Origin of the sequence: Mesorhizobium sp. CA13 (assembly GCF_020165235.1) — a bacterium.
Taxonomy (GTDB): Bacteria; Pseudomonadota; Alphaproteobacteria; order Rhizobiales; family Rhizobiaceae; genus Mesorhizobium.
Window position 1 is genome coordinate 55377 of the sequence record NZ_JAIUHS010000006.1, and the last position, 23342, is coordinate 78718.

The 23342-nt window shown below is 64.4% G+C and carries 28 protein-coding genes; 16 read left to right on the top strand and 12 right to left on the bottom strand.

The genetic code is table 11. From position 1 onward, the window contains the following. Positions 1 to 40 precede the first annotated feature (40 nt). From gnd to LB566_RS15975, 5 genes are all read left to right on the top strand, one after another. Positions 41 to 1054: a phosphogluconate dehydrogenase (NAD(+)-dependent, decarboxylating) gene (gene gnd / locus LB566_RS15955; RefSeq protein ID WP_224625099.1), complete on the top strand. Its 1014-nt coding sequence runs from the start codon at positions 41 to 43 to the stop codon at positions 1052 to 1054. Between the two features lie 22 nt (positions 1055 to 1076). Beyond that, entirely contained in the window at positions 1077 to 2453 is a 1377-nt protein-coding gene (gene zwf / locus LB566_RS15960) for a glucose-6-phosphate dehydrogenase (RefSeq protein WP_140550673.1), read from the top strand. A gap of 16 nt (positions 2454 to 2469) precedes the next feature. Further along, entirely contained in the window at positions 2470 to 3174 is a 705-nt protein-coding gene (locus tag LB566_RS15965) for an ROK family protein (protein WP_224625100.1), read from the top strand. A gap of 216 nt (positions 3175 to 3390) precedes the next feature. After that, positions 3391 to 3852, top strand: coding sequence for a MucR family transcriptional regulator (locus tag LB566_RS15970; protein ID WP_224625101.1), 462 nt, complete (start codon positions 3391 to 3393; stop codon positions 3850 to 3852). 113 nt (positions 3853 to 3965) lie between these two features. After that, a complete protein-coding gene (locus tag LB566_RS15975) occupies positions 3966 to 5066 on the top strand; it encodes an aminotransferase class I/II-fold pyridoxal phosphate-dependent enzyme (protein WP_224625102.1) in 1101 nt (366 codons plus the stop codon). Positions 5067 to 5099: 33 nt separating this feature from the next. Here the strand turns inward: LB566_RS15975 and LB566_RS15980 are convergent, their stop codons facing one another. The 3 genes from LB566_RS15980 to LB566_RS15990 are packed head-to-tail and all read right to left on the bottom strand — an operon-like array spanning position 5100 to position 6337. Next, entirely contained in the window at positions 5100 to 5507 is a 408-nt protein-coding gene (locus LB566_RS15980) for a lysozyme inhibitor LprI family protein (RefSeq protein ID WP_224625271.1), read from the bottom strand. 34 nt (positions 5508 to 5541) lie between these two features. After that, positions 5542 to 5967 (bottom strand): hypothetical protein, encoded by a 426-nt coding sequence (locus LB566_RS15985; RefSeq protein ID WP_224625103.1) that lies wholly within the window; start codon positions 5965 to 5967, stop codon positions 5542 to 5544. Positions 5968 to 6001: 34 nt separating this feature from the next. Further along, complete coding sequence (locus LB566_RS15990; protein WP_224625104.1) at positions 6002 to 6337, bottom strand: YgdI/YgdR family lipoprotein; 336 nt, start codon at positions 6335 to 6337, stop codon at positions 6002 to 6004. A gap of 836 nt (positions 6338 to 7173) precedes the next feature. On the opposite strand from LB566_RS15990, the gene LB566_RS15995 reads away from it, so the two are divergent. Further along, positions 7174 to 8412 (top strand): MFS transporter, encoded by a 1239-nt coding sequence (locus LB566_RS15995; protein WP_224625105.1) that lies wholly within the window; start codon positions 7174 to 7176, stop codon positions 8410 to 8412. Between the two features lie 85 nt (positions 8413 to 8497). Beyond that, a complete protein-coding gene (locus LB566_RS16000; protein ID WP_140492627.1) occupies positions 8498 to 8728 on the top strand; it encodes a hypothetical protein in 231 nt (76 codons plus the stop codon). Positions 8729 to 8749: 21 nt separating this feature from the next. On the opposite strand, the gene LB566_RS16005 is transcribed toward LB566_RS16000, so the two are convergent. From LB566_RS16005 to hemC, 6 genes are all read right to left on the bottom strand, one after another. Beyond that, positions 8750 to 9487, bottom strand: a complete 738-nt coding sequence (locus LB566_RS16005; protein WP_224625106.1) for a glutamine amidotransferase — start codon at positions 9485 to 9487, stop codon at positions 8750 to 8752. A 13-nt stretch (positions 9488 to 9500) separates the two neighbouring features. Continuing rightward, complete coding sequence (locus tag LB566_RS16010) at positions 9501 to 9980, bottom strand: TerB family tellurite resistance protein (protein ID WP_140550682.1); 480 nt, start codon at positions 9978 to 9980, stop codon at positions 9501 to 9503. A gap of 36 nt (positions 9981 to 10016) precedes the next feature. After that, positions 10017 to 11618 carry a heme biosynthesis protein HemY gene (locus LB566_RS16015; protein ID WP_140550683.1) on the bottom strand — a complete coding sequence of 534 codons (1602 nt, stop codon included), beginning with the start codon at positions 11616 to 11618 and terminating at the stop codon, positions 10017 to 10019. Between the two features lie 10 nt (positions 11619 to 11628). Further along, a complete protein-coding gene (locus LB566_RS16020; protein ID WP_224625107.1) occupies positions 11629 to 13116 on the bottom strand; it encodes a COG4223 family protein in 1488 nt (495 codons plus the stop codon). Positions 13117 to 13205: 89 nt separating this feature from the next. Continuing rightward, positions 13206 to 13922, bottom strand: coding sequence for a uroporphyrinogen-III synthase (locus LB566_RS16025; protein ID WP_224625108.1), 717 nt, complete (start codon positions 13920 to 13922; stop codon positions 13206 to 13208). A gap of 2 nt (positions 13923 to 13924) precedes the next feature. Then, a complete protein-coding gene (hemC, locus tag LB566_RS16030) occupies positions 13925 to 14851 on the bottom strand; it encodes a hydroxymethylbilane synthase (RefSeq protein WP_224625109.1) in 927 nt (308 codons plus the stop codon). 105 nt (positions 14852 to 14956) lie between these two features. On the opposite strand from hemC, the gene tsaD reads away from it, so the two are divergent. From tsaD to LB566_RS16060, 6 genes are read left to right on the top strand one after another with little or no spacing between them, the layout of a single operon-like run. Beyond that, the gene (gene tsaD, locus LB566_RS16035) at positions 14957 to 16042 is read left to right on the top strand and encodes a tRNA (adenosine(37)-N6)-threonylcarbamoyltransferase complex transferase subunit TsaD (RefSeq protein ID WP_224625272.1); all 1086 of its coding nucleotides are present in this window, start codon (positions 14957 to 14959) and stop codon (positions 16040 to 16042) included. Next, on the top strand, positions 16039 to 17076 hold the full coding sequence (locus LB566_RS16040) for an NAD(P)H-dependent glycerol-3-phosphate dehydrogenase (protein ID WP_224625110.1): 1038 nt from the start codon (positions 16039 to 16041) through the stop codon (positions 17074 to 17076). Before tsaD ends, LB566_RS16040 begins: the two co-directional genes overlap by 4 nt. 37 nt (positions 17077 to 17113) lie before the next feature. Then, a complete protein-coding gene (locus LB566_RS16045) occupies positions 17114 to 17410 on the top strand; it encodes a YciI-like protein (RefSeq protein WP_140550688.1) in 297 nt (98 codons plus the stop codon). 39 nt (positions 17411 to 17449) lie between these two features. Further along, the gene (locus LB566_RS16050; protein WP_140492656.1) at positions 17450 to 17875 is read left to right on the top strand and encodes an EVE domain-containing protein; all 426 of its coding nucleotides are present in this window, start codon (positions 17450 to 17452) and stop codon (positions 17873 to 17875) included. Next, entirely contained in the window at positions 17830 to 18543 is a 714-nt protein-coding gene (locus LB566_RS16055; protein ID WP_411910483.1) for a class I SAM-dependent methyltransferase, read from the top strand. The genes LB566_RS16050 and LB566_RS16055 overlap by 46 nt, the downstream gene beginning before the upstream one ends. 51 nt (positions 18544 to 18594) lie before the next feature. Further along, entirely contained in the window at positions 18595 to 19011 is a 417-nt protein-coding gene (locus tag LB566_RS16060; protein WP_140550689.1) for a DUF1761 domain-containing protein, read from the top strand. Between the two features lie 9 nt (positions 19012 to 19020). On the opposite strand, the gene gcvA is transcribed toward LB566_RS16060, so the two are convergent. Next, entirely contained in the window at positions 19021 to 19953 is a 933-nt protein-coding gene (gene gcvA / locus LB566_RS16065) for a transcriptional regulator GcvA (RefSeq protein WP_224625112.1), read from the bottom strand. 164 nt (positions 19954 to 20117) lie between these two features. Here gcvA and LB566_RS16070 point away from each other — a divergent pair, with 164 nt between their 5' ends. After that, on the top strand, positions 20118 to 20375 hold the full coding sequence (locus LB566_RS16070) for a hypothetical protein (protein ID WP_224625113.1): 258 nt from the start codon (positions 20118 to 20120) through the stop codon (positions 20373 to 20375). 48 nt (positions 20376 to 20423) lie between these two features. Here the strand turns inward: LB566_RS16070 and LB566_RS16075 are convergent, their stop codons facing one another. Beyond that, entirely contained in the window at positions 20424 to 20939 is a 516-nt protein-coding gene (locus tag LB566_RS16075) for a L,D-transpeptidase (protein WP_224625114.1), read from the bottom strand. Positions 20940 to 21104: 165 nt separating this feature from the next. Here LB566_RS16075 and LB566_RS16080 point away from each other — a divergent pair, with 165 nt between their 5' ends. Continuing rightward, complete coding sequence (locus tag LB566_RS16080) at positions 21105 to 21788, top strand: response regulator transcription factor (protein WP_091576052.1); 684 nt, start codon at positions 21105 to 21107, stop codon at positions 21786 to 21788. Positions 21789 to 21908: 120 nt separating this feature from the next. Next, positions 21909 to 22364, top strand: coding sequence for a cyclic nucleotide-binding domain-containing protein (locus tag LB566_RS16085; protein ID WP_140550691.1), 456 nt, complete (start codon positions 21909 to 21911; stop codon positions 22362 to 22364). 122 nt (positions 22365 to 22486) lie between these two features. Here the strand turns inward: LB566_RS16085 and LB566_RS16090 are convergent, their stop codons facing one another. Then, on the bottom strand, positions 22487 to 23293 hold the full coding sequence (locus LB566_RS16090) for an exodeoxyribonuclease III (RefSeq protein ID WP_224625115.1): 807 nt from the start codon (positions 23291 to 23293) through the stop codon (positions 22487 to 22489). Positions 23294 to 23342 lie beyond the last annotated feature (49 nt).

A 23342-nucleotide genomic window follows, 5' to 3' on the forward strand; every position in this document is an offset into this window, starting at 1 on the left:
CCTTCCCACCAGATCCTCTTCAAGACACAAGGACGAGACCATGCAGATCGGAATGATGGGACTGGGCCGGATGGGCGCCAACATGGTCCGGCGCCTGATGCGCGACGGCCACGAATGCGTCGTCTACGACATCAACCCGGCAAGCGTCGCCGCCTTGGTCAAGGACGGCGCGATCGGCGCAGCCTCGATGGAGGAGTTCGTCGGCAAGCTCGCCAAGCCGCGCAGCGCATGGCTGATGCTGCCGGCGGCGATCACCGGCAAGATCGCCGACCAGGTGGCGGCGCTGATGGAACCCGGCGACATCATCATCGATGGCGGCAATTCCTACTATCACGACGCCGTCGACCAGGCGGCTGAACTCGCGGCCAAGGGCCTCAGCTATGTCGATGTCGGCACCAGCGGTGGCGTCTGGGGGCTGGAGCGCGGCTACTGCCTGATGATCGGCGGCCCAGACGAGGCAGTGCGGCATCTCGATCCGATCTTCGCCACGCTGGCGCCGGGCGCCGACGCCGGCGCCAATCCGGCCAAGGACGCCGGAACCGCGCCCTTCGGCTATCTCCACTGCGGGCCTAGCGGAGCCGGACATTTCGTCAAGATGGTCCATAACGGCATCGAATACGGCGTCATGGCGGCCTATGCGGAGGGCATGAACATCCTGAAGTCGGCCAATGCCGGCAAACGGCAACGTTCGGCCGACGCCGAGACCAGCCCGCTGGAAAACCCGCAATATTACCAGTTCGACATCGACCTCCCCCAGGTCGCCGAAGTCTGGCGGCACGGCAGCGTCATCGGCTCCTGGCTGCTCGACCTCACGGCCGGCGCGCTGAAAGCCGATTCGGCGCTGACCCAGTTCGGCGGCAGGGTCTCGGATTCGGGTGAGGGACGCTGGACGCTGAAGGCAGCCATCGACACCGGCGTGCCGGCCCCGGTGCTGTCCTCGGCCCTGTTCGACCGCTTCTCCTCGCAAGGCGAATCCGAATTCGCCGACAAGCTCCTGTCGGCCATGCGCTATGCCTTCGGCGGCCATGTCGAAAAACCGAAGGCCGGCTCGTGACGGCGACAGGAGAGACGCACTCATGAGCCAGGAACGGTCCGACACGCTGGTGCTCTTCGGGGCAACCGGCGACCTCGCCCACAAGAAGATATTTCCGTCCCTCTACGCCATGGTCGCCAAGGGGACGCTCAGCGAGCCGGTAATCGGCGTCGCCTTCGACGCCTGGGATTTGAAGAAATTGCAGGATCGCGCGCGTGACGGCATCGTCAATGCGCTCGGCAAGATCGACGAGAAAGTGTTCGCCAAGCTCGCTTCGCTGCTGCGCTATGTCAGCGGCGACTATCGCGATCCGGCGACGTTCGAGAAACTGAAGAGCGCGCTGGGCACCGCCCAGCGGCCGCTGCACTATATGGCGGTGCCGCCGACCATGTTCGAGACGGTGGTGCAGGGCCTGGAGCAATCGGGCACGGCGCGCGGCGCGCGGCTGATGGTGGAAAAGCCCTTCGGCCATGACCTGCAATCGGCACGCTGGCTGAACCGGGTGCTGCATCTGGTGTTCGACGAACAGTCGATCTTTCGCATCGACCACTATCTCGGCAAGGAAGCGATCCAGAACCTGCTCTATTTCCGCTTTGCCAATTCCTTCCTGGAACCGATCTGGAACCGCAATTTCGTGGAGAGCGTGCAGATCACCATGGCCGAGGATTTCGGCATCGACGGGCGCGGCCGCTTCTATGACGAGGTCGGCTGCGTCAGGGACGTGATCGAGAACCATCTGCTAAACATCCTCCTGCTGCTGGCGATGGAACCGCCTGTCGGCCGTTCCGCCGACGACCTGATCGATGAGAAGGTGCAGGTGCTGCGCGCGATCCGCACCTTGACCAAGGACGATATCGTGCGCGGCCAGTTCGACGGCTATCTCGCCGAGCCCGGCGTGGCGCCCAACTCGCCGGTCGAAACCTTCGCCGCGGTGCGCTTCCTCGTCGACACCTGGCGCTGGCGGGACGTGCCGTTCTTCATCCGCGCCGGCAAGAACATGCCGGTGCATGCCACGGAGGTGATCGTGCGGCTGAAGCGGCCGCCGCTCGATGTCTTCGACCCGATCAAGCCGAACGACGCCAATTATGTGCGCTTCCGCATCGACCCGCAGGTGGCGATCTCGATCGGCGCGCAGCGCAAGGCGGCGGGCGACGACATGATCGGCGAGCAGGTCGAACTGACGGCGCTCGACGACAGCAAGGGCGACATGCCGCCCTATGAACGGCTGATCGGCGATGCCATGAACGGCAATGGCCAGCTTTTCACCCGCCAGGACGCCAGCGAGCTCGCCTGGCGGATCGTCGGGCCGGTGCTCGGCGACACCACGCCGCCGCATCTTTATGAACCGAAGACCTGGGGGCCGGCCGAGGCGATGAACGGCTTCGGGCCGCCGAACGGCTGGATCAATCCATCGAAATAGGCTGGGAGACGGCAGCATGGCCAGGACGGCAAGGCCGAAAACGGCGAGCAGCGACCCGACCGTGCTGTCGATCGACATCGGCGGCTCGCACATCAAGATCCTTACCAGCGCAGGCGGCACTGAGCACCGCGCCGATTCCGGGCCGGATCTCACACCGCAGCAGATGATCGATGCGGTGAAGGTGCTGGCCGACGGGCTCTCCTACGACGTCGTCTCGATGGGCTATCCCGGCCCGGTGCATCACAACAGGCCGTTGCTCGATCCCGCCAATCTCGGCAAGGGCTGGGCCGGCTTCGACTTCGCCGCGCAGTTCGGCAAACCGGTGAAGGTGGTCAACGACGCGCTGATGCAGGCCATCGGCAGCTATGAGGGCGGTCGCATGCTGTTCCTGGGGCTGGGAACCGGCCTGGGTGCGGCGATGATCGTCGACAACGTCGCCCAACCGATGGAACTCGCCCATCTCCCCTACAAGAAGGGTAAGAGCTTCGAGGACTATGTCGGTGAACGCGGCCTGGTGAAACGCGGCAAGAAGAAGTGGCGCAAATCCGTTTTCGACGTCGTCGAGCGGCTGCGCGCCGCCATGCAGCCCGATTATGTCGTCATCGGCGGCGGCAATGTCGACAAGCTCGACGATTTGCCCGCCGACAGCAGGCGCGGCGACAACACACGCGCCTTCGAAGGCGGATTTCGTCTGTGGCGAGACAAGGCCCTGATCGTCTGATAGTATTACAGTTCAGTATAGTTATTCAAAATAATGTGCGACGCCGTGCCAAGTCGTTGCATTGTGCAGATTTGCCGACTAGGAATTCCGGCGCACTACATCGCGACGCACCGCGCGGGACGCGCAAAGACGCCGCCGCACTTTGACTTTGCGCATCATCCCATCCGAAACCGTGCCGATTTCGGGCCCCATACGCCATAGACGGAGGAAAATAGATTGACCGACGACAGCAACGACGCTCGCAAGGATATCGACCTTCTCGAGCTGACCGCCCATATCGTGTCGGCTTACGTCGAGAAGAACCGCCTGCCCGCCTCCGGCCTGGCAGACCTCATCGCCAGCGTCAGCGCGTCGATCAGCGGGCTCGGCCAGCCGGCCGCTCCCGTGACGGCGCCGCTCGTGCCGGCGGTCAACCCCAAGAAGTCGGTGACGCCGGATTTCATCATCTGCCTGGAGGACGGCAAGAAGTTCAAATCGCTGAAGCGTCATCTGGGCGTGCATTTCGGCCTGACGCCGGACGCCTACCGCGCCAAATGGGGCTTGCCGTCGGACTATCCGATGGTCGCTCCCAATTACGCGGCCTCGCGCTCGGAACTGGCGAAGTCGATCGGTCTCGGTCGCAAGGCCGCCGCCCCGAAAGCGCCTGCCAGGGGCAGGAAAACCAAGGTTTCGGCCTGAGCGCGCATTCCGGCGCTGAGCCAATTGGTTGATGGAGGCCTGCCGGCGATTTCGTCTTGGCAGGCTTCATGCTTTTGTGGCTTGGATGAGCCAGACAGGCCTCGGGGGAAGCCATGAACTATACCAGGATGGTGATCGAGAAAGAGGCGCCGGAGGAATACGGCTACGACCGCATCCGCTACAATCTCTCCGAAAGTTCGATCGCCGACCAGAAGCTCTCCGACCTCGGCCTGTCGCTGCCCGATCTTACGCTCTTCTATGGCGAGCATCGCGGGGACAGGGGATTGCGCGCGCTGATCGCGGCGCAGGATGCCGGCGTTTCGCCAGATGATGTGCTGATCACCGCGGGTGCGGCCGGCGCGCTGTTCATCGTCGCCACGTCGCTTCTGTCGGCAAGCGACCATCTCGTCGTCGTCCGCCCCAACTACGCCACCAACATCGAAACCCCGAGGGCGATCGGCTGTGCCATCAGCTTTGTCGACCTCGCCTTCGAGGACGGCTTCGCCATCGACGTCGAGCGCCTCAAGGCGGCGATCCAGCCCAACACCCGCCTGATCAGCGTCACCTGTCCGCACAATCCGACCGGAACCATGTTGTCTCGTGCCGATCTCGACACGTTGATAGCGCTCGCCGAAAGCCGCCGTTGCCATCTGCTGGTCGACGAGACCTACCGCGACCTCTCCTATGGGAGACGTCTGCCCCCGGCAGCTTCGCTGAGCCAGCGGGCGATCAGCGTCTCGTCGCTGTCGAAAGCCTTCGGCATTCCCGGCATCCGCATCGGCTGGCTGGTGACCAGGGATGCGGGCCTCCAGGAGAAATTCCTGGCCGCCAAGGAGCAGATCGGCATCTGCGGCAGCGTCATCGACGAGGGCATTGCGCGCGGCATGCTCGAACGTCGCGACGCCTTCCTCGCCAGGCTGTTGCCTGAGATGGCCAGGCGCCGCGACATCGTCCAGGCGTGGGTCGACGGTGAGCCGCTGGTCAGCTGGGTGCGGCCCGAGGGCGGTGTCGTCGGCTTCCCGCGTCTGAACGTCGAGCCCGGCTTCGACCTCGACCGGTTTTATGGCTCCCTGCTGGAGAGCCATGGCACCTATGTCGGGCCCGGCCACTGGTTCGAAATGCCGAAGCGCTTCTTCCGCATCGGTTTTGGTTGGCCGACGGAGGCACAATTGCAGGGCGGGCTCGATGCCATCTCCGCCGCGCTGAGGGCATGATTTTCCACCCGCCTTGGAGGCATGTCGAAAACCTCAGTTCGCTGCCGGAACGGAACAGCTCAGATCGCCTTCCTTGCAGTTCAGGTAACCCTCGAAATCCTTGACCCGGGATTGCGTCAGGCCATCCATGCACATCGAGAGGAGCATGGGGACCATGCTGCCTCCGGCCGCTCCCGCGGTCTGGAAATTGCACTCGGCGTCGCGGAACTTGATCCAATCCTGCTGCGCTTGAACAAGAAGCTTCTTGGTATCCGCGTCGTCCTTCAGGCGGGTTTCGATCTGCTTGTAAAGTTCGTTGAGCTTCTTGTCGGATCTCCTGAACGAAGCATCGGCGCACTGGTCCATGGTGGCCTGATCCTTGGCGTCGGCGCACTTGTCCTTTGCAAAAGCGAAAGCCGGCATGGCCAGAACCACGGCGGCGGTCAGAATTGCGGTTCTCATCGGTTCTCGTCCTCGTTGCAGATGAGCGGCATCGTCATTCCGTAACGGTTTCGGCGAAGCACCTGGCCAGCTTTTCCGGTGCTCCAAGCTTCTTCGCCCAGGATACCAGTTCAGGCTTTTCCGATGGATCGGCATAGCCGCCCCATACGTCACGAAACTGCTTCCTTCCGTCGACAGTCTGGAAGAACATCACGCCGTCATCACTAACAGGCGTGGAGACATACGCGGCGCTCCAGTTGCCGCTTTCCAAGATGGTGATGAACTTGGCGCGGGCGGGCTTGAACTTATTGTCCATCGCCGAAGCGACGAGCGGTGCATATTCCTGTTTGCGCGCCTTCGTCACTTCGACCTTGACGCCGTCGCAGGCATCGTTCGCGAAAGCAGATGCCGGTATCAACCCCGCCAGCCCGATCGTGAGGATTTTGGCGTGCCGTCGAACCAAGTCGCCGAGTTCAGACATAGGTGGTTTCCTCTTCCTTCACGGAGTGTGGCTGTCAGTCGGAATCGCCGTCATCCGACGAATCGTCATCGTCAGGCGCATCGACCTGGCAGCCAATGCCATTGCACCCCTGATAGTTGCCCTGCGTATCGAAATTTGGATTGCCTTGCCTGTCGTATTGCGGCCTGCCGTCGATGCTTTGATCCCCATCATCAGGGTCATCGACTTTGCATCCGATCCCATGGCAGCCAATGTATCTGCCTCGCGTATCGAAATTGGGATTACCTTGCTTGTCGTATTGCGGCCTGGTGTCGATGGTCTGATCGTCGGTGGTGCAGCCGGCGACCGCCAGTAAAACACTGGCGATAACCGAATAAACTATATGTTTCATGATTTATTCTCCTCGCTCCCCGGCGGCAGAGGTTCGTCCGTCGATCGGAGGACGATCCGAAGAGGACAAAAAGCTTCGCGGACCACGAAAGGCCCGGGCTGTGGCCCATGCATTCGACGACTTTGCGGCCGGCTGTCGCAATTGCCCAAGTCGAGGGAACGCTCCCAGCGGGAGCCGCCTTGGCGAATGTCCATTTCCCTCTCCATGCCTAGCGCCCATCCGCCCAAGCATGCCAACGATCCGCCGGCGCGGTTGATGTATCCATAGGTTGTAACCGATATAGCCGGCTAGCAAGGGGAAATTGCCAGATCTTGAGTTCTGTTTTGAAAATGCTTAATAATCCAGTAAGCACCCTCCTTGATTAGCAAGTACTTAAATGCAATTGGCAGAAAGGAGTCAGAAAAAGATTGCTGGTTACACCTACGCTTTTCGCGCTATTCCAAAATAAAATGGTCTATTTATTCCAGTTCTCACAAGGGGCGACGATATAAAGGGGTAAAATGACGCTCGGCATTATCGCCAGAACCCAATGTATTGGTAGGTTTCGGCCAGGCCAGTGGGCAGGCCGAAAGAATGCTGCTCATTGATCGGCTTTCAAGGCCATCGCGTGAACGACGGGGAAGGTCTTCGAGACACCCGATAGGCTTTCCTGTCCCGCTGGGTCTTGTGGGTGAGTTTCGTGTGCGTTCGATGGAACACATCAGAAAATCCTTGATCCAGAACCTTTTTTTTGCGCGCGTCATACGTCGAACTGGGCTAAAGGGTTCCCCGGCCGGACCAGCATCCATCGTGGAAGTGCCCCGCCGGCCTCCATCCTTCTAACGGGGCCTCGTTCCATGACCTCCGAACAGATATCACCGGACCAGCGCTATGCCGCGTTCCGCCATCGCTCCTTCCTGAGCTATTGGACGGCGCGCTTCCTCACCACATTCGCCACCATGATCGTGTCCGTCGCGGTCGGCTGGCAGATGTACGACCTGACCCGCGACCCGCTCGATCTCGGCCTTGTCGGCATCGTCCAGTTCTTGCCTTCGCTGCTCCTGGTGCTGGTCACCGGGGTCGTTGCCGATCGCTTCGGCCGCCGGGTGATCATGGCGCTGGCGGTGCTACTCGAGGCGATCTGCGCGCTCGCGCTGCTCATCCTGACCCTGCGCGGTATCAGCGGTCCGCTGCCAATCTTCATCGTGCTCGCCATGTTCGGCATCGCCCGCGCCTTCTTCGGACCGGCCTCGTCGTCGCTGTTCGCCAATCTGGTGCCGCCCCGGGATTTCGCCAACGCCATTGCCTGGAACTCGTCGGCCTGGCAGACGGCGACCATCGTCGGGCCGGTCGCCGGCGGCCTGCTCTACGGCGTATCGGCCGAGGTGGCCTATGGCACGGCCACGGCGCTGATGCTCGTCGCCGGGCTGCTGATCTTCACCATACCGAGGCCGGCCCAGCGCAGCGAGACCGACAAGCCGACCATGCAGACCCTGTTCGCCGGCTTCGGTTACATCTGGGGCGAGAAGATCGTGCTTGGCGCCATCTCGCTCGATCTCTTCGCCGTGCTCCTGTCCGGCGCCTCGGCGCTGCTGCCGATCTATGCCCGCGACATATTGCAACTCGGCCCCTGGGGGCTTGGTTTGCTGCGCTCGGCGCCAGGGGTGGGTGCCATCTGTGTCGCCATCTGGCTCGCTGGTCATCCTATCCGAAACCACGCGGGCCTGATCATGCTCGGCTTCGTGGCCGCGTTCGGCGCCTTTACGGTGCTGTTCGGCCTGTCGACCATCGCCTGGCTGTCGATCCTGGCATTGGCCTTCCTCGGCGCCACCGACATGTTCAGCGTCTACATCAGGGAAACCTTGATCCAGCTCTGGACCCCCGATCATGTCCGCGGCCGTGTCAACGCCGTCAATCAGGTCTTCGTCGGCGCCTCCAACGAGCTCGGCGAATTCCGCGCCGGCACCATGGCGGCGCTGATCGGCACGGTGCCGGCCGTCGTCATCGGCGGCGTCGGGGCCATCGCCGTTGCCGGCCTGTGGGCCTACCTGTTCCCGGCGCTCCGAAGGGTGCGGCACCTCAATGGACGAAACTGACGGGGCATCGAATTCAGGTCCACCGGTATCGGCGGGCTGCGAATCTGTGCTAAGCCGCCGCCCGACCAACCAAAGGACGATACCTGTGAGCGAACCGACCGTGGCCGAGGCAACCGAGAGTATCTATGTGTCGCTGCGAGCGGACAATGCCGATCTCGACGCCCATATCGCGACGCTTAAGGCAGCGCTGGCACGAGAGGGGATGAAGCAGGCGGTGTTCGATCCCACCAAACTGGCGCAGAACAACCGCTCGGGCCGCAAATTGATGCAGGCTTATTTTCGCCAGCGCGGCGTGAGCGTGACGTTTTCGAACTAGCAGGCGTTAAACGACCCGCCATCAGGGGATGGTTGTGCCGCCACCGCGCCGTCGGCCGCCGAAAATCAGCACCAGGAACTCGTCCAGCCAGCGCTTGAGGTGGATGTCCCAGATGAGCCGGCCGCCGAGATGGTCGCGGCCGGGCTGGGCGCCCGGCAGTTCGAAGCGGTGCGCGCCGCGCACCACCCAGCGCTGCATCATCAGCCTGGTCAATTCGCCATGGAACTGGATGCCCCAGGCATTGTCGCGGTAGCGGAAAGCCTGGTTGGGATAGGTCTCGGCGGTCGCCAGCAAGGTCGCGTCGCTCGGCAGCGAAAAACCTTCGCGGTGGAACTGATAGACCATTTCCGGCCAGCGCATCAGTTTCTGGCCCGCTTCCGTCGCCTTCAACGGATACCAGCCGATCTCGACCAGCCCTTCGCCATGCCCCTCGACCCTGCCGCCCAAATGGTTGACCAGCATCTGCGCACCAAGGCAGATGCCCAGCAGCGGCCGATTCTCCCGCAGCGGAACCTCAAGCCATTCGGTCTCGCGGCGGACGAACTCGTCCTCGTCATTGGCGCTCATGGGCCCGCCGAACACCACGGCCCCGGCATGGCCGTCGAGCGTCTCTGGCAAGGCATCGCCAAGCGGCGGACGGCGGATGTCGAGATCGAAACCCTCTTCGAGAAGCATGTGGCCGACGCGCCCGGGGCTCGAATTCTCCTGATGCAGCACGATCAGGATTCTTGGCTTCGAAGGCGGCGGCTTCGGCGGCATCGGCGGATGGACCCTATTCGTCGCTCGACGTTCCACGGGCGCCCGGCGCCTCGGCCGCCGCCTTGCGGCGCGCCTCGATGCGGTCCTGGCGTTCGACGCCGATCAGCTCGGCAACGCGCCAGACCGTGTTGTCTTCCAACTCGTGCAGCTCGCCATCGGCATAGACGATCTCCCACATCAGGCCGATGAAAGCCTTGCGGCCTTCGGCATCGAGGTGGCGCTTCAGCACGCTGGTGAAGGCATAGAGGTCGATCGCCTCGTTGTCGGCGCGCTCGCCGGCGGCGGCCAGCGCGTCGAGCTCGTTGCCGCTGACCGAATAGGCCTGCGCCAGCACTGCCTTGAACCGCTCCCACTCGACGTCCTGGCGCACGCCGTCGGCGCTCATCACGTGGTAGAGCAGCGCCGAAGCCGCTACGCGCGGGTCATCGGCGCTGGCGCGGGCGCCGGCGCCGGTCGGCAAATCCCTCAGAAACGACAGGACGCGTTCGAACATCGATCCATTCCCAAACGGCCGGACCATCCGGCCAACTCAAAACAACCGGAACCGGCGCGGCGACTTTTCCGCCGCATCGTCCGGGTCGACGCCGGGATCGTCCGGCAGGCGTGCCAGTTCCTGCGCCGGCTCGACGGCCTCGGCATCGGCGGGCACCGCGGCGAAAGCCTGCGCCGTCACCGGCCTGACGTGGTCCTGGTCGTTCTCGGCCTGCCTGCCCGCCGTCTCGCCGCCTGGGCCAGCATGATCGATCACCTCGACCGGTTCTTCCTGCGCCGACCTGCCCGGCGCCTCGATAGCCACCGCCGGGGCGCCCGGCGCATCGTCACGGCTGTCGATCAGCTGGCCGAGACGCTCCATCGGGGCGCGCCACTCGAAGGCGTCGAGCCGGCCGGTGACCGGCGATACCGGCGCCCAGCGCTCCGAGACGACGCCGTCGGCGACCCAGGCCGGATCGCGCGGCGCCCGCACCGCCTTGGACAGGAGCTGCCGCACCTTGCCCTGGTCGCCGGTCTCGGCTTCTTCGATGTCGGCCAGAAGCAGATAGGCGCCCTCGCGGCGGTCCATCCGGATCGCCGCCTCGGCCTCGCGGCGGGCGGTCGCAAAATCCTGTGCATCGAGCGCGGCGCGCGCCACCGTCATCGAGGATTCGGCGTGGTTCTTCCTCATCTCCTGCAATTTCTTCGCCCGGTTGAGGCGATCGAGCACGGCGTCACCTGGCCTTGCATGGGTATAGAGCTCCGCTATCTCCGGATGCGGTTCGGCCCTCCAGGCCGTCTCGAGTATCTTCGAGCCCTTGCGCACGTCGTTCTGGCGAAACAGCAGCGTCGCAGCCGCGACCGCGGCCGGCGCGAACTCCGGCTGCAGCCGATTGGCCTCTATCGCCGCCGTTCGGGCGGCCGCGGGATCGCTGTCGGCGAGTGACTGCGCCTTGGCGGTCAACAGCACGGCGCGTCGGCGGTTGGCGGCGTCGCGTTCGATCTGGCGGGTCGCCTTCTGCGCCTCGACCAACTTCAGCGCGCCGTCCCAGTCGCCGCGCCCGGTCAGCTCTTCAAGCGTCGATTCGGCCGCCCAGGCCAGTTGCGGCGCCATGCCGGCGGCGCGCCCGGCATAGTGCCTGGCGGCATTGCGGTCCCCCAGGCGCTCGGCTTCGAGATAAAGTCCGCGCAGGCCGAGCAACCGCATCTCGGGATCGTCGAGCATGCTCTCGAATTTCTGGCGCGCGCCTTCGTGGTCGCCTTCGAGGAGCGAAGCCTGGGCCTCGAGCAGATGGATCAATGGCTCCTGGTCGGAGCGAATCAGCTTGGCCGCTTCCTTGGTCTTCTTGCGGGCCAGCGCGCCGTCGCCGGCGCCGGCGGCGATCATGCCGGTCGACAGCGCCTGATAGCCGCGGTCGCGGCGCCGCACCCGGAAATAGCGCGAAATGGTGTAGGGGCTGTTCCAGACCGACTTGATCAGCCACCACAGGATCATCACCGCCGCGACGACAGCGACCACCGCCACCGCCGCCACCATCAGGCTGACCTGATACTGGTAGCCGTTGAAGGTTATGACCATGTCGCCCGGCCGGTCCGCCAGCCAGGCAAAGCCCAGGCCCAGCGCGAAGACGACGGCGAGGAAGAGCAGGATTCGGATCATCGCTGGTTCCTCACGCCTTCATCGCGCCTGATATGAGCGCATCGATCAGCGTTTCGACCTCGATGCGTGCCTTCAGCTTGCCGGCAAAATCGGCGCCGGCCGCCTTTGCAGGCGCGGGCAGCGTCTCATATTCGGTGAGCGCCTTGGCATAGTCGCCCTGATTGACCGCCACCTCCATGCGCGCAATGGTTTCCGGTGCGCCGGCGCCCTGGACAGCGCCGATCGGCCGGACCTTGACCAGCGATTCGGCGCTCGACAGAAGGTTCTGCAGCAGCCCGGCATTTTCGTCTACGGGCGTGGCCGCCGCGACCATGGCGTTGGCGGCGGCATCCATCTGCGATGCGATCTCGGTGCGGGTCTGGACGCCCTTTTTCGCGTAGGCACGCAGGGCCGCAAGCTGCGGCGCGTCCGGCGCGATCGCGGCGAAGGTCTCAAGCTCGGCACCGAACGGCGCGCCACGGTCGAGCGCCGCCTTCAATGCCGAAGCGGCGATGGCGAGCGCGACCTTCGGCTGTCCGGCCTGCGCCTCGACCTTGCCGGAAAGCTGCGCCACCGACTGCTCCAGCGCGGTGAGCCGGCCGTCCTGCTTCGTCACCGCCTCGCCGGCCGATTTCACCAGCGCATCGAGGCCGGCCAGCCTTTCATTGAGCGGACCGAGATCGACTGGGGCCGCGTTGCCGGCCTTGCCGAGCGCCGCGACCGCCGTCTCGATCTGCCTGACCTTGTCACCAAGCGCGGCCAGCCCGGCATTGTCGCCCGCTCCGCCTTGCTCGACCGCCGATTTGAGCGCTGCGACATCCGTCCTGACCTGATCCAACGCTGCGGACAACCCGTCGACCTTGGCCGCCGCCGCACCGCCATCGCCGCCAGCCTGCCTCAGATCCGCGATCTCGGTTCTGAGCGCGGCGATCTCGCCGTTGACGCCTTCGAGCGAGACGCTGGCACCGGAGCCCGGCGCGCCGAGCAGGCCGGCGAACTGCAATCCGCCGGCGCCGACCAGCGCGATGACACCGCCGATGATGCCTGCCGCGATGCCGTTGACCCGCTTCGGCGGTGGCGGTGCGGATACGGTTTTCCCGTTCCCTGCCGAGGCGCCGGTCGCCGGCCCGGTCGGCTTGGGTTCGGCGCGCTTTGCCGATGCATCCTCGAAACTGTAGTCGAAGGCGCCGGCCTTGCCAGCGGCGTCGTCCGAGGAACCGGGGTAGGCCGCCGTCGGTTCGTCCGCCTTGGCGGCGCTTTCCGCGGATCGTTCCGATCGGGGCGCTGTCGCCTCGGCGTGCTCCCAGGGTTCGAGATCGGTCTGGTCGGCGTGCACAGGTTCCTCGGGCGCTTCCGGCTGCGAGGCGTTCGCGGCTTCCTCCGCCTTGGCCTCGTCGGTTTGCGCCCCGGCCTTGGCGGCATTCTCGTCGGCGATGCGGGAAACGGCGCCGGGTTCGAGTTCGATGGTCACCGGCTCGCGGCGGCTTTTCGAATGTCGCATCTTCGGCGTCTTGACCATGCTTGGGCTCCGCGAATTCGCTTAGGGATGGTTCAAAGAGGGTCTAGCACATCACCAAGCGGTGAAAAGGGGCGGTGTGATGACGCGGCTCAGCGCCCGGGCCGCAAAAGCGAAAGCAGCGCATCCTCGTCGGGCCGTGCAGCTATGCGGATACGGTCGCCAGCGACGTCGCCAAGGACGGCGGCGATGCGATGTGACAGGGCAAAAACCCGCGTCTTGCCAAAAATTTCGTGCAGTGCAGGCCGCCTGACCAGGACCCGCAGCGCGTCAGCCGCCCTGGCGGAATAGAGCAGCACCGCATCCGCGGTTTGCCCCGACAGACGGGCAAGCACGGCCTCGTCCGAATAGGTCACGGCGAGCGTGTCGTATGTCTCGACGGGGCGGACCCCGACATCGGCAGCTTGCAGCCGCTGCTCGAATGCCGGGAAGCGCACACGTCCGCAGAGATAGACAACGGTCTTGCCCTGGAATTCGCCGGCAAGACTGCCGGCAAGACCCTCGGCATGGCCGGGACCTTCGCTGACGGACAAAAATCCTGCTTCACGCGCGGCTTGCGCGGTCCTCTTGCCGACGGCATGGCAAGGCAAGTGCGAAAGCCGGGCGACGACCTCCTTCGGCGCAAAGCGCACGGCATTGGCGCTGGTCACCGCAACGGCCACGGCATCGTCGATGACGAGGTCGGCATCGACCGGCAACGCCACCGTCTCGGTCAGTGGCAAAAGCACCGGTAGAAACCCCATGTCCTGCAGCAGTCGCGCGGTGCGGGAGGCGCCCGGTTCCGGCCGCGTCACCAGAACGCGCTGCACCGTCAGGCCCAGCCGTCGAAGAATGTCTCGCCGGCCCTGGCCCGCACCGTCCTTGCCGCCTCTTCGCCGACAAGGGCGGCATCCAGCGCCGGGCCTTTCATCTCGACCATGTGCGACTGCGTACCATCAGGCGAGATGATCAATCCCGCGAAAGAAAGGTCCGCTCCGTCTATCACGGCATGACCGGCAATCGGTGTGCGGCAGGAGCCGTCGAGGGCCGCCAGGAAAGCACGCTCGCAAGCCAGCGCCTGTCCGGTCGGCAGGTCATGGATGGCCGCCAGCATCTGTTCGACGTCGCCATCGCCGATGCGGGTTTCGATGCCGATCGCGCCTTGGCCCGGCGCCGGCGGAAAGATGTCGAGCGGGATCAGATCGGTGACCACATGGCCGAGCCCGAGCCGCTTCAGCCCGGCATGGGCGAGGATGGTGCCGGCGGCCACGCCTTCATCGAGCTTGCGCAGCCGCGTTTGCACATTGCCACGGAACATCACTACGTCGAGATCCGGCCGCATGCGCCGGATCAGCGCCTGCCGCCTTAGCGACGAGGAGCCGACTTTCGCCCCTTTGGGCAGGTCGGCGATTGTCTTCGCCGCCTTGCCGACAAAGGCGTCGCGTGCGTCCTCACGCGGCAAAAAGGCGGAGAGCTCCAGGCCGGCTGGCAATTGCGTCGGCATGTCCTTCGAGGAATGCACGGCAATGTCGATCGTGCGGGCGAGCAGCGCCTCCTCGATCTCCTTGGTGAACAGGCCCTTGCCGCCAGCTTCCGACAGCGGCCGGTCCTGGATGCGGTCGCCGCTGGTCGAGATGACGACGATTTCGAACGCTTCTTGCGGCAAACCATGCGCCGCCATCAGCCGCGCCTGCGTTTCCTGCGCCTGCGCCAGCGCCAGCGGGCTGCCGCGTGTTCCGATCTTCAAGATTGTTTGCATGGCGCGCGGTCCGTGATAACTGCCGGCAGGCGAAGTCGCCTTTTCCGGGCGTCTCCTACCGGGGAAAGCCTCGATATACAATCTCCAGGGGATAGCGACCAATTGATCCGCGTTCTGGGCATCGAGACGAGTTGTGACGAGACCGCCGCAAGCGTCGTGGCGTTGGAGGGCGATGCCGCGCCCAAAATCCTGTCCAATATCGTGCTGTCGCAAATCGAGGAGCATGCCGCCTTCGGCGGCGTGGTGCCGGAGATCGCCGCGCGCGCCCATGTCGAGGCGCTGGACGGCATTGTCGAGGCAGCCCTTGCCGATTCGGGCGTGGCGCTGGCCGACATCGACGCCATCGCCGCGACCGCAGGTCCGGGCCTCGTCGGCGGCCTCATCGTCGGGCTAATGACGGCCAAGGCGATCGCGGCCGCGGCCGGCAAGCCGCTGATCGCCGTCAACCATCTCGAAGGCCATGCCCTGACGGCACGGCTGACCGATGGGCTCGACTTTCCCTATCTGCTGCTGCTGGTTTCCGGCGGCCACACACAGATCCTCGCCGTGCGCGGCGTCGGCGACTACCAGCGCTGGGCGACGACCATCGATGACGCGCTGGGCGAAGCCTTCGACAAGACGGCCAAGATGCTCGGCTTGCCTTATCCCGGCGGCCCCAATGTCGAGAAGGCGGCGGCATCGGGCGATGCGGGCCGTTTTGCCTTCCCCCGACCCATGAAGGGATCGGCGCAGCCTGATTTTTCCTTCTCCGGCCTGAAGACCGCTGTGCGCCAGGCGGCGAGCGCGATCGAGCCCTTGAGCGACCGGGATGTCGCCGACATCTGCGCCTCGTTCCAGGCGGCGGTGGCCGACGCGCTGGGCGACCGTGTCGCGCGCGCGCTCGCCCGGTTCCGCCGGGAATTCCCCGGTACGGCAGCGCCGGTGCTGGTCGTCGCCGGTGGCGTCGCCGCCAACCACACGATCAAGGCGACGCTGGAACGGCTGTGCGCCGAGGCGGGCTTCGCCTTTGTCGCGCCACCGCTGAAACTTTGCACCGACAATGCGGCAATGATCGCCTGGGCCGGCATCGAGCGGATGCGCGAAGGCCTGGCGCAAGAAAACGGCTTCGATTTCGTGCCGCGCTCGCGCTGGCCGCTGGACAGCATCTCCGCGCCGATGATCGGTTCGGGCCGGCGCGGGGCCAAAGCATGAGCAAGGAGGGCATGAGCGAAGAAGGCACGAGCGGCATCGAGACCGCGCCAACCGGCTGGCGCGTTGCAGTGCTCGGTGGCGGGGCCTGGGGTACCGCTTTGGCGCTGGCCATGCTGCGCGCCGGCCATTTCGTCCGCCTTTATGCGCGCGACCCGGAGACCGTCGCCGCAATCGACCACGGCGAAAATCGACGCTATCTGCCTGGCATCGCGCTCCAGGCCGGCATCGTGGCGACGAGCAACATCCAAGCCGCGCTTGACGGCGCCGATTGCGTGCTGGCAGTGGCGCCTGCGCAATCGCTGCGCACCATGCTGACAGCCACCAAGCCGCATATGCCTTCCGGCATTCCGCTTGTCCTTTGCGCCAAGGGCATCGAACGCGACACCGGCGACTTGCTGTCGGCGATCGTCGGAGAAATCCTGCCTGGAAATCCGGTCGCCGCTCTGTCCGGCCCGAGCTTCGCCACCGACGTCGCCCGCGGCTTGCCGACGGCGGTGGTGGTTGCCGCCCGCGACGAGGCGCTGGCGGCCAAGCTTGCCGCGCGCTTCTCGGCGGAAAATCTGCGCTGCTATTCGAATGATGATTTGATCGGCGTCGAGATCGGCGGCGCCTTGAAGAACGTCTTCGCCATCGCCGCGGGTGCCGTCACCGGCGCCGGGCTTGGCGCCAGTGCCCAGGCTGCCATGGTGACGCGCGGCTTCGTCGAACTGCGGCGCATCGGTGCCGCCTTCGGCGCCAGGCCCGAGACGTTGATGGGGCTTTCCGGTCTTGGCGACCTGCTGCTCACCTGCTCGTCCACGCAATCGCGCAACTTCGCCTACGGACTGGCGCTCGGGCAAGGCAAGCCGCTTGGCAGGCTGCCGCTGGCGGAAGGCGTGCCGACGGCGGCGATCGCCGCCCGCATCGCCACCGAGCGCGGCATCGACGCGCCGATCATTGCCGCTGTCGCCGCCATACTTGAGGGCACCATCACCATCCGGCAGGCTGTGGCGGCGTTGATGACCCGGCCGCTGAAGACCGAAACCGACGATTAAATCCCCATGCCTTTGATCCACCGACCAGGAGAAGACCATGCTGTTTGCTTTGATCTGCAAGGATAAACCGGGAAGCCTGCAGGTGCGCCTCGACACACGGCCCGAGCATGTCGTCTTTCTTGAAGGCCTTGTTGGCGAAAAGAGACTTGCGTTCGCCGGCCCGTTCCTCGACGCCGACGGCAAGCCGAATGGCACCTTGGCGGTGATCGAGGCACCCGACATGGCTGCTGCACAAGCTTTGTCGGCGGCCGATCCCTACGCCAAGGCCGGCTTGTTCGAAAGCGTCGAAATCCGCCAGTGGAACTGGACGATCAACAAGCCGGCGGCTAGTTAATCCCGGTCGCCCGCAAATGGGCCGCAAGGAGGAGAAAAAATGAACTACTGGCTGTTTAAATCCGAACCCTCGGTTTTCTCCTTCGAGGCGTTGAAAGCCAAAGGCAAGGCCGGCACGCAATGGGACGGCGTGCGCAATTACGCGGCGCGCAACAACATGAAGGCCATGCAGATCGGCGATCTCGGCTTCTTCTATCATTCCAACGAGGGGCTGAACGTGGTCGGCATCGCCGAGGTCTGCGCGCTGGCTCATCCCGACACCACATCGGACGATCCGCGTTGGGAATGCGTCGACATCCGCGCCTTCAAGGATGTGCCGAACCCGCCGACGCTGGAGCAGGTCAAGGCCAATCCCAAGCTCGCCGACATGGCGCTGGTGCGGCTCGGCCGGCTTTCCGTGCAGCCGGTCACGCCGGCCGAATGGAAGGAAGTCTGCCGCATGGGTGGCCTGACGCCGGCTCCGTGACGGTTCTCACGAGCCATAGCGCGGAACGCTTCATCCTCGACAATACGGCGCTGATGGCGCCGCCGCACGTGCCGGAGATTGCGCTGTATCTTGCCGACGAGGCGCATGATCTGTGGCAGCGGACCGAGGACGAACTGGTCGAGATCGGGCTGCCGCCGCCTTTCTGGGCCTTTGCCTGGGCCGGCGGCCAGGGGCTTGCCCGTCATATCATCGACAATCCGGCCATGGTGCGGGGCAAGCGGGTGCTCGACTTCGCCTCCGGCTCCGGTCTCGTCGCTATCGCCGCGGCCAAAGCCGGCGCGGCAGGGGTGACCGCCGCCGACATCGACCCATTCTGCGCCACGGCGGTCCGCCTCAATGCGCAAGCCAATGGCGTCGCGGTCGAATTCATCCAGAATGACTGCGTCGGAAGGGATGCGGACTGGGACGTGGTTCTTGCCGGCGATGTCTTCTACGACAAGCCGTTCGCAGACCGGCTGACGCCCTGGTTCGCGGCTCTGAAGCGGCGCGGCGCCGATATCCTGATCGGCGATCCCGGCCGCTCCTATCTGCCGCGGTCGGGGTTGGAACCGCTTGGCGTCTACCAGGTGCCGGTGACGCGGGCGCTCGAGGATGCCGAAATAAAACGCACCACTGTCTGGCGGTGGAGCACCCCGCGCCCGGCTTGACGCCGCCACTGAACAGGCGTTTCCATGAGCTCCGTATCAGTGGGGGATATCATGGATTTTTCAGCGGTTAACTGGCTGGCGGTGATCGTCGCCGCAATCCTGGCGTGGTTGTTCGGCGCCGGCTGGTACACCGGGTTGAGCAAGCCATGGCTGAAGGCTGCAAAACTCGATCCGGCGACCATGAAGAAATCGTTGCTGCCATTCCTCATCTCTTTCATCGCCGAGTTGGTCATGGCGCTTGTGATGGCCCTGGTCGTCGGCGCGGTGACGGGCGGCGAGCCGACATTGCTGGCGGGACTGGTCTTCGGTTTCGTGCTTTGGCTCGGTTTCGTCGCAACCACGCTGTCGGTCAATCATCGCTACGAGAATTTCGGCTGGGACCTGACCGTCATTGACGGCGGCCACTGGCTTGGCGTGCTGCTGATCATCGGCGCCGTGGTCGGCTGGTTCGGCGCCGCGGCGAGCTGAAGGCCTCCGCTACACCCGGTCCGCGGTTTGGGATTTTGCCATTTCCTCCAGAATCCACGTGCGAAAGGCAACGATGCGTGGATCGTTCACCAGTTCCTTGGGATAGACCAGGAAATAGGCGAATTCCGGCGCGACCTTGATGCCGAGTTCGAACGGCCGCACCAACCTGCCTTCGGAAAGGTCGTTGGCCACCATGGCGAAATCGGCGAGCGCCACGGCGCTGCCTTCCATCGCCGCCTGGACGGCGTCGGCCGAGGTGCCGAAGACGATGGTGCGGCTGTCATCGAAATCGTCGACGCCGGCTGCGGCCATCCACATGCGCCAGTTCGGCCAGGTCACGCCCTGCCGCGCCCATTCGATATGGGCAAGCGTGTGATGGAAGAGATCGCGCGGTTCGCGCAGCGGCGGACCTGATGCCAGCAGGCTCGGGCTGCACACCGGAATGATGACGTTGTCGAATAGCCGGTGCGCGCAAAGTCCCGGATATCTGCCGGCGCCAAAGCGGATGCCGACATCGACATCGTCGAGGTCGAAGTCCCGCAACCCGTAGGCGATGTCGAACCTGAGTTCGATGCCTTCATGTTTTTTGCGGAAATCCTCCACCCGCCGCATCAGCCATTTCGTGGCGAATTGCGCGTCGAGCGTCACTTTCAGCAGCGTCGTGCCGCGCGCCATCTTCTGCGCCCGCGAGACGGCCTTGCCAAGCAGGTCGAGCGCATCGGCAGAGGCCTCGAACAGCACCGTTCCGGCCTCCGTCAGCCTGATGCTGCGGCTGGAGCGCGTGAACAGGACGATACCGAGCTGGTCTTCGATTTCCTTGATCTGGTGGCTGACGGCGGCTGGCGTCAGGCCGAGTTCGTCGGCGGCCCGGGTGAAATTGAGATGCCGGGCCGCTGCCTCCAGCGTCCTCAGCGCCCGGGTTCCCGGCACCAGGCGGGCCATCAGCTTGGTCCCCGAACAGACGCGGTCATGGCGCCCTGATCCTCAAAGAAAACTTGATAATCCGGAAAGAACTACTCGTTTCTCTCCAATCTTTCAATCAGGCATGATGCAACCATCGAACCAGTATCAAACCGGATTTTATGTCCGGATGGAAGGATTGCACCATGTCTCACATAGCTTTGAGAGCTCCCGCGAGCCGGCTGAATTGGCTGACCGCCGCGTTCGACTGGCTCCGCCAGGCCAAGGTCGCGGCCAGCCTGCCGCGGGACGATATCGAGGACCTGTCGGACCGCCAGTTGCGCGATGTCGGCGCCACGCGCAAAGACGTCTCCCGCGCCATGGACCGCGAACTCGGCCGGCTGGGCCTGCTCGACATCGGCTGGCAGCAGCCACGGAGCAAGGGAGCAGGCAGTAGGGAGTAGGCATTAGAAGGAGCCCTACTGCTATTGCCTACTGCCTAATCCCAATCCCTACCTTACCACCCTCACCACCGTCCGGTCCGACAGCAGCGGCAAGAGCCGCGCCATCGTGCGTGCCGTCACCGCGACGCAGCCTTGCGTGGGCGTGAAGCCCGGGCGCGCCAGGTGGAAGAAGATGGCGCTGCCGCGCCCGCGGCGGCGCGGCGTTATATTCCAGTCGAGCACCAGGCAGGCATCATAGAGCCTGTCGTCGCGCCGCATGCGTTCATGGCTGGCGCCGTAGGGGATCTTGACCGGCCTGTTATAGTTGCGGTCGTCGGGCACTTCGCACCAGCCGAGATCAGGCCCGATCGGTGTCATCGCCAGCCGGGTGATGCGGCCGCGGGAGAAGTGGTCTCCCCGGAAATAGCCCGACAGGATCCGCATTTGGCCAAGCGGCGTGGCGCCGTCGCCTTCGCGCTTGCCGGCCGAGATGCCGCCACGTCCCAGCGCGCAGGCAAACACCGTTCTGCCCGCCTGCAGCAGGCCCTGGCTGGGACGGCCGGGCCTTGCCCGCACGGTCAGCACCCGCAGTCCTTTTCGCAAAATTGCGCCGGCTGCATTGCGATCGTGTTTTTTCTTGTATGATCGTGCCACGGAACAAATCACTGTGATCGGCTGTTGTGCCGGTCAGCTTCCGCATAAACAGGCAGCGGTCAACTGAATTTTCTTTTCAAAACAACGGATTGATCCATGACTTCACGAACCATCCTGATCGTCGACGACGATGACGACCTGCGCGGCACGTTGGTCGAGCAATTGTCCCTCTACGAGGAATTCGACGTGCTGCAGGAGTCCACTGCGGCAAAAGGCGTCGCGGCGGCGCGCGGCGGCCTCATTGACCTGCTGATCATGGATGTCGGCCTGCCCGACATGGACGGCCGCGAAGCGGTGAAGATCCTGCGCAAGGGCGGCTACAAGGCGCCCATCATCATGCTGACCGGCCACGACACCGATTCGGACACGATCCTCGGCCTCGAAGCCGGCGCCAACGACTACGTGACGAAGCCGTTCCGCTTCGCGGTGCTGTTGGCGCGCATCCGCGCGCAGCTGCGCCAGCACGAGCAAAGCGAGGACGCCACCTTCTCGGTCGGCCCCTACACCTTCAAGCCAAGCCAGAAGCTGCTGATCGACCCGCGCGGCGCAAAGGTGCGGCTGACGGAGAAGGAAGCCTCGATCATCAAATATCTCTACCGCGCCGACCAGAAGGTGGTGACGCGCGACGTGCTGCTCGAGGAGGTGTGGGGCTACAATTCCGGCGTTACCACGCACACGCTGGAAACCCATGTCTATCGCCTGCGCCAGAAGATCGAGCGCGATCCTTCCAATGCGGAAATTCTTGTGACAGAAAGCGGTGGCTACAAGCTGGTTCCTTAAACATTTCATTATCCAATAAGCGGTCTGGGCGGGGCTGCTTTTGGGTGCGATCCTGTTGGAGGGGGATTCTGGATCGTACCGCGAAGGAGGATTGGACTGACCGTTCGGGGACACAGCTAGATGGCGCTGGATGACGACATCCGCATCCTGTCCGCCGTGAGGCTTTTCGAGGGCTTCACGCAGGAGCAGCTGCGCCTGCTCGCCTTCGGCGCCGAGACCATGCTCCTGCAGGCAGACCACAAGCTCTATCGCGAGGACGACATGGCTGATTCGGCCTATATCGTGGTCAGCGGAGAGATCGTGCTCTATCGCGAGCAGGCAGGCGAGCGCATTCCCATCGGTACGGTCGGCCCGGGCACGATGCTCAGCGAACTGGCGCTGATCGCCGACACCAACCGGCTGACCAGCGCATCGGCAGCGGTCGATTCGGAGGTGATCCGGCTCAGCCGCAAGATGTTCCGCCGCATCCTGGAGGAATATCCTGAGCTGGCGGCCCAGCTCCACCAGCGCATCCTGGAAGACTTTCAGGCACTGATTCACCGCATCGAGAAGCTGGCGCCACGCTTTTCGGGGTGAACGGGAGAGACAGGTGGACTTCCGGCTGGTTCGCGCCACCGAAAATGACCTGCCCTTCATCATGGCGACCGAGCGGCTTGACGCAATTGTCGCCGGAGCGGGAAAAGCGCCGGCCCGGCTGATCAGTCCAGGTTGAACCGCGCGATGACCGGAACATGGTCCGAGGGACGTTCCCAGCCACGCGCCGCCCGCAGGATTTCGTAGCCGGTGAAATCAGGCACCAGGTTCGGCGACGACCAGACATGGTCGAGCCGGCGGCCGCGGTTGGATGCCTCCCAGTCCTGCGCGCGGTAGCTCCACCAAGTGTAGAGCTTCTGGTCTGATGGCACGTTGAGCCGCATCAGGTCGACCCAGTCGCCGGCCAGCCGCATGGCCTCAAAACTCTCCGTCTCGACCGGTGTGTGGCTGACTACGTTGAGCAGTTGCTTATGGGACCAGACATCGTGTTCGAGCGGCGCGATGTTGAGGTCGCCGACCAGGACCGAGGCGGACACTTCGCTGTGTTCGGCGCGGATCGCGTTCATCTCGGCGACGAAATCGAGCTTGTGCCTGAACTTGCGGTTGACTTCCGGGTCCGGTTCGTCGCCGCCCGCCGGAACGTAGAAATTGTGCAGCAGGATCGTCTTGCCACCGGCCCGCACGGTTACCGACAAATGCCGGCTGTCGTCGATGTCGCAGAAGCGGCGCTTCTCGACCAGCGCGATCGGCCGGCGCGCGACCGTCGCCACGCCGTGATAGCCCTTCTGACCATGAAAGGCGATGTGCCCGTAGCCGAGCCTGCGGAAGGCCTTTTCGGGGAACAGCTCGTCGGGAACTTTTGTTTCCTGCAGGCAAAGCACATCGGGCGCGTATTCATCGAGCAGGCGCTCGATGATCGGCATGCGCAGCCGAACGGAATTTATGTTCCAGGTGGCGATGGAAAAGGGCATTTGGCGGGTCCGGCGAAAGATCGCCGAACTACTGCCAGCCCCGCGCCGT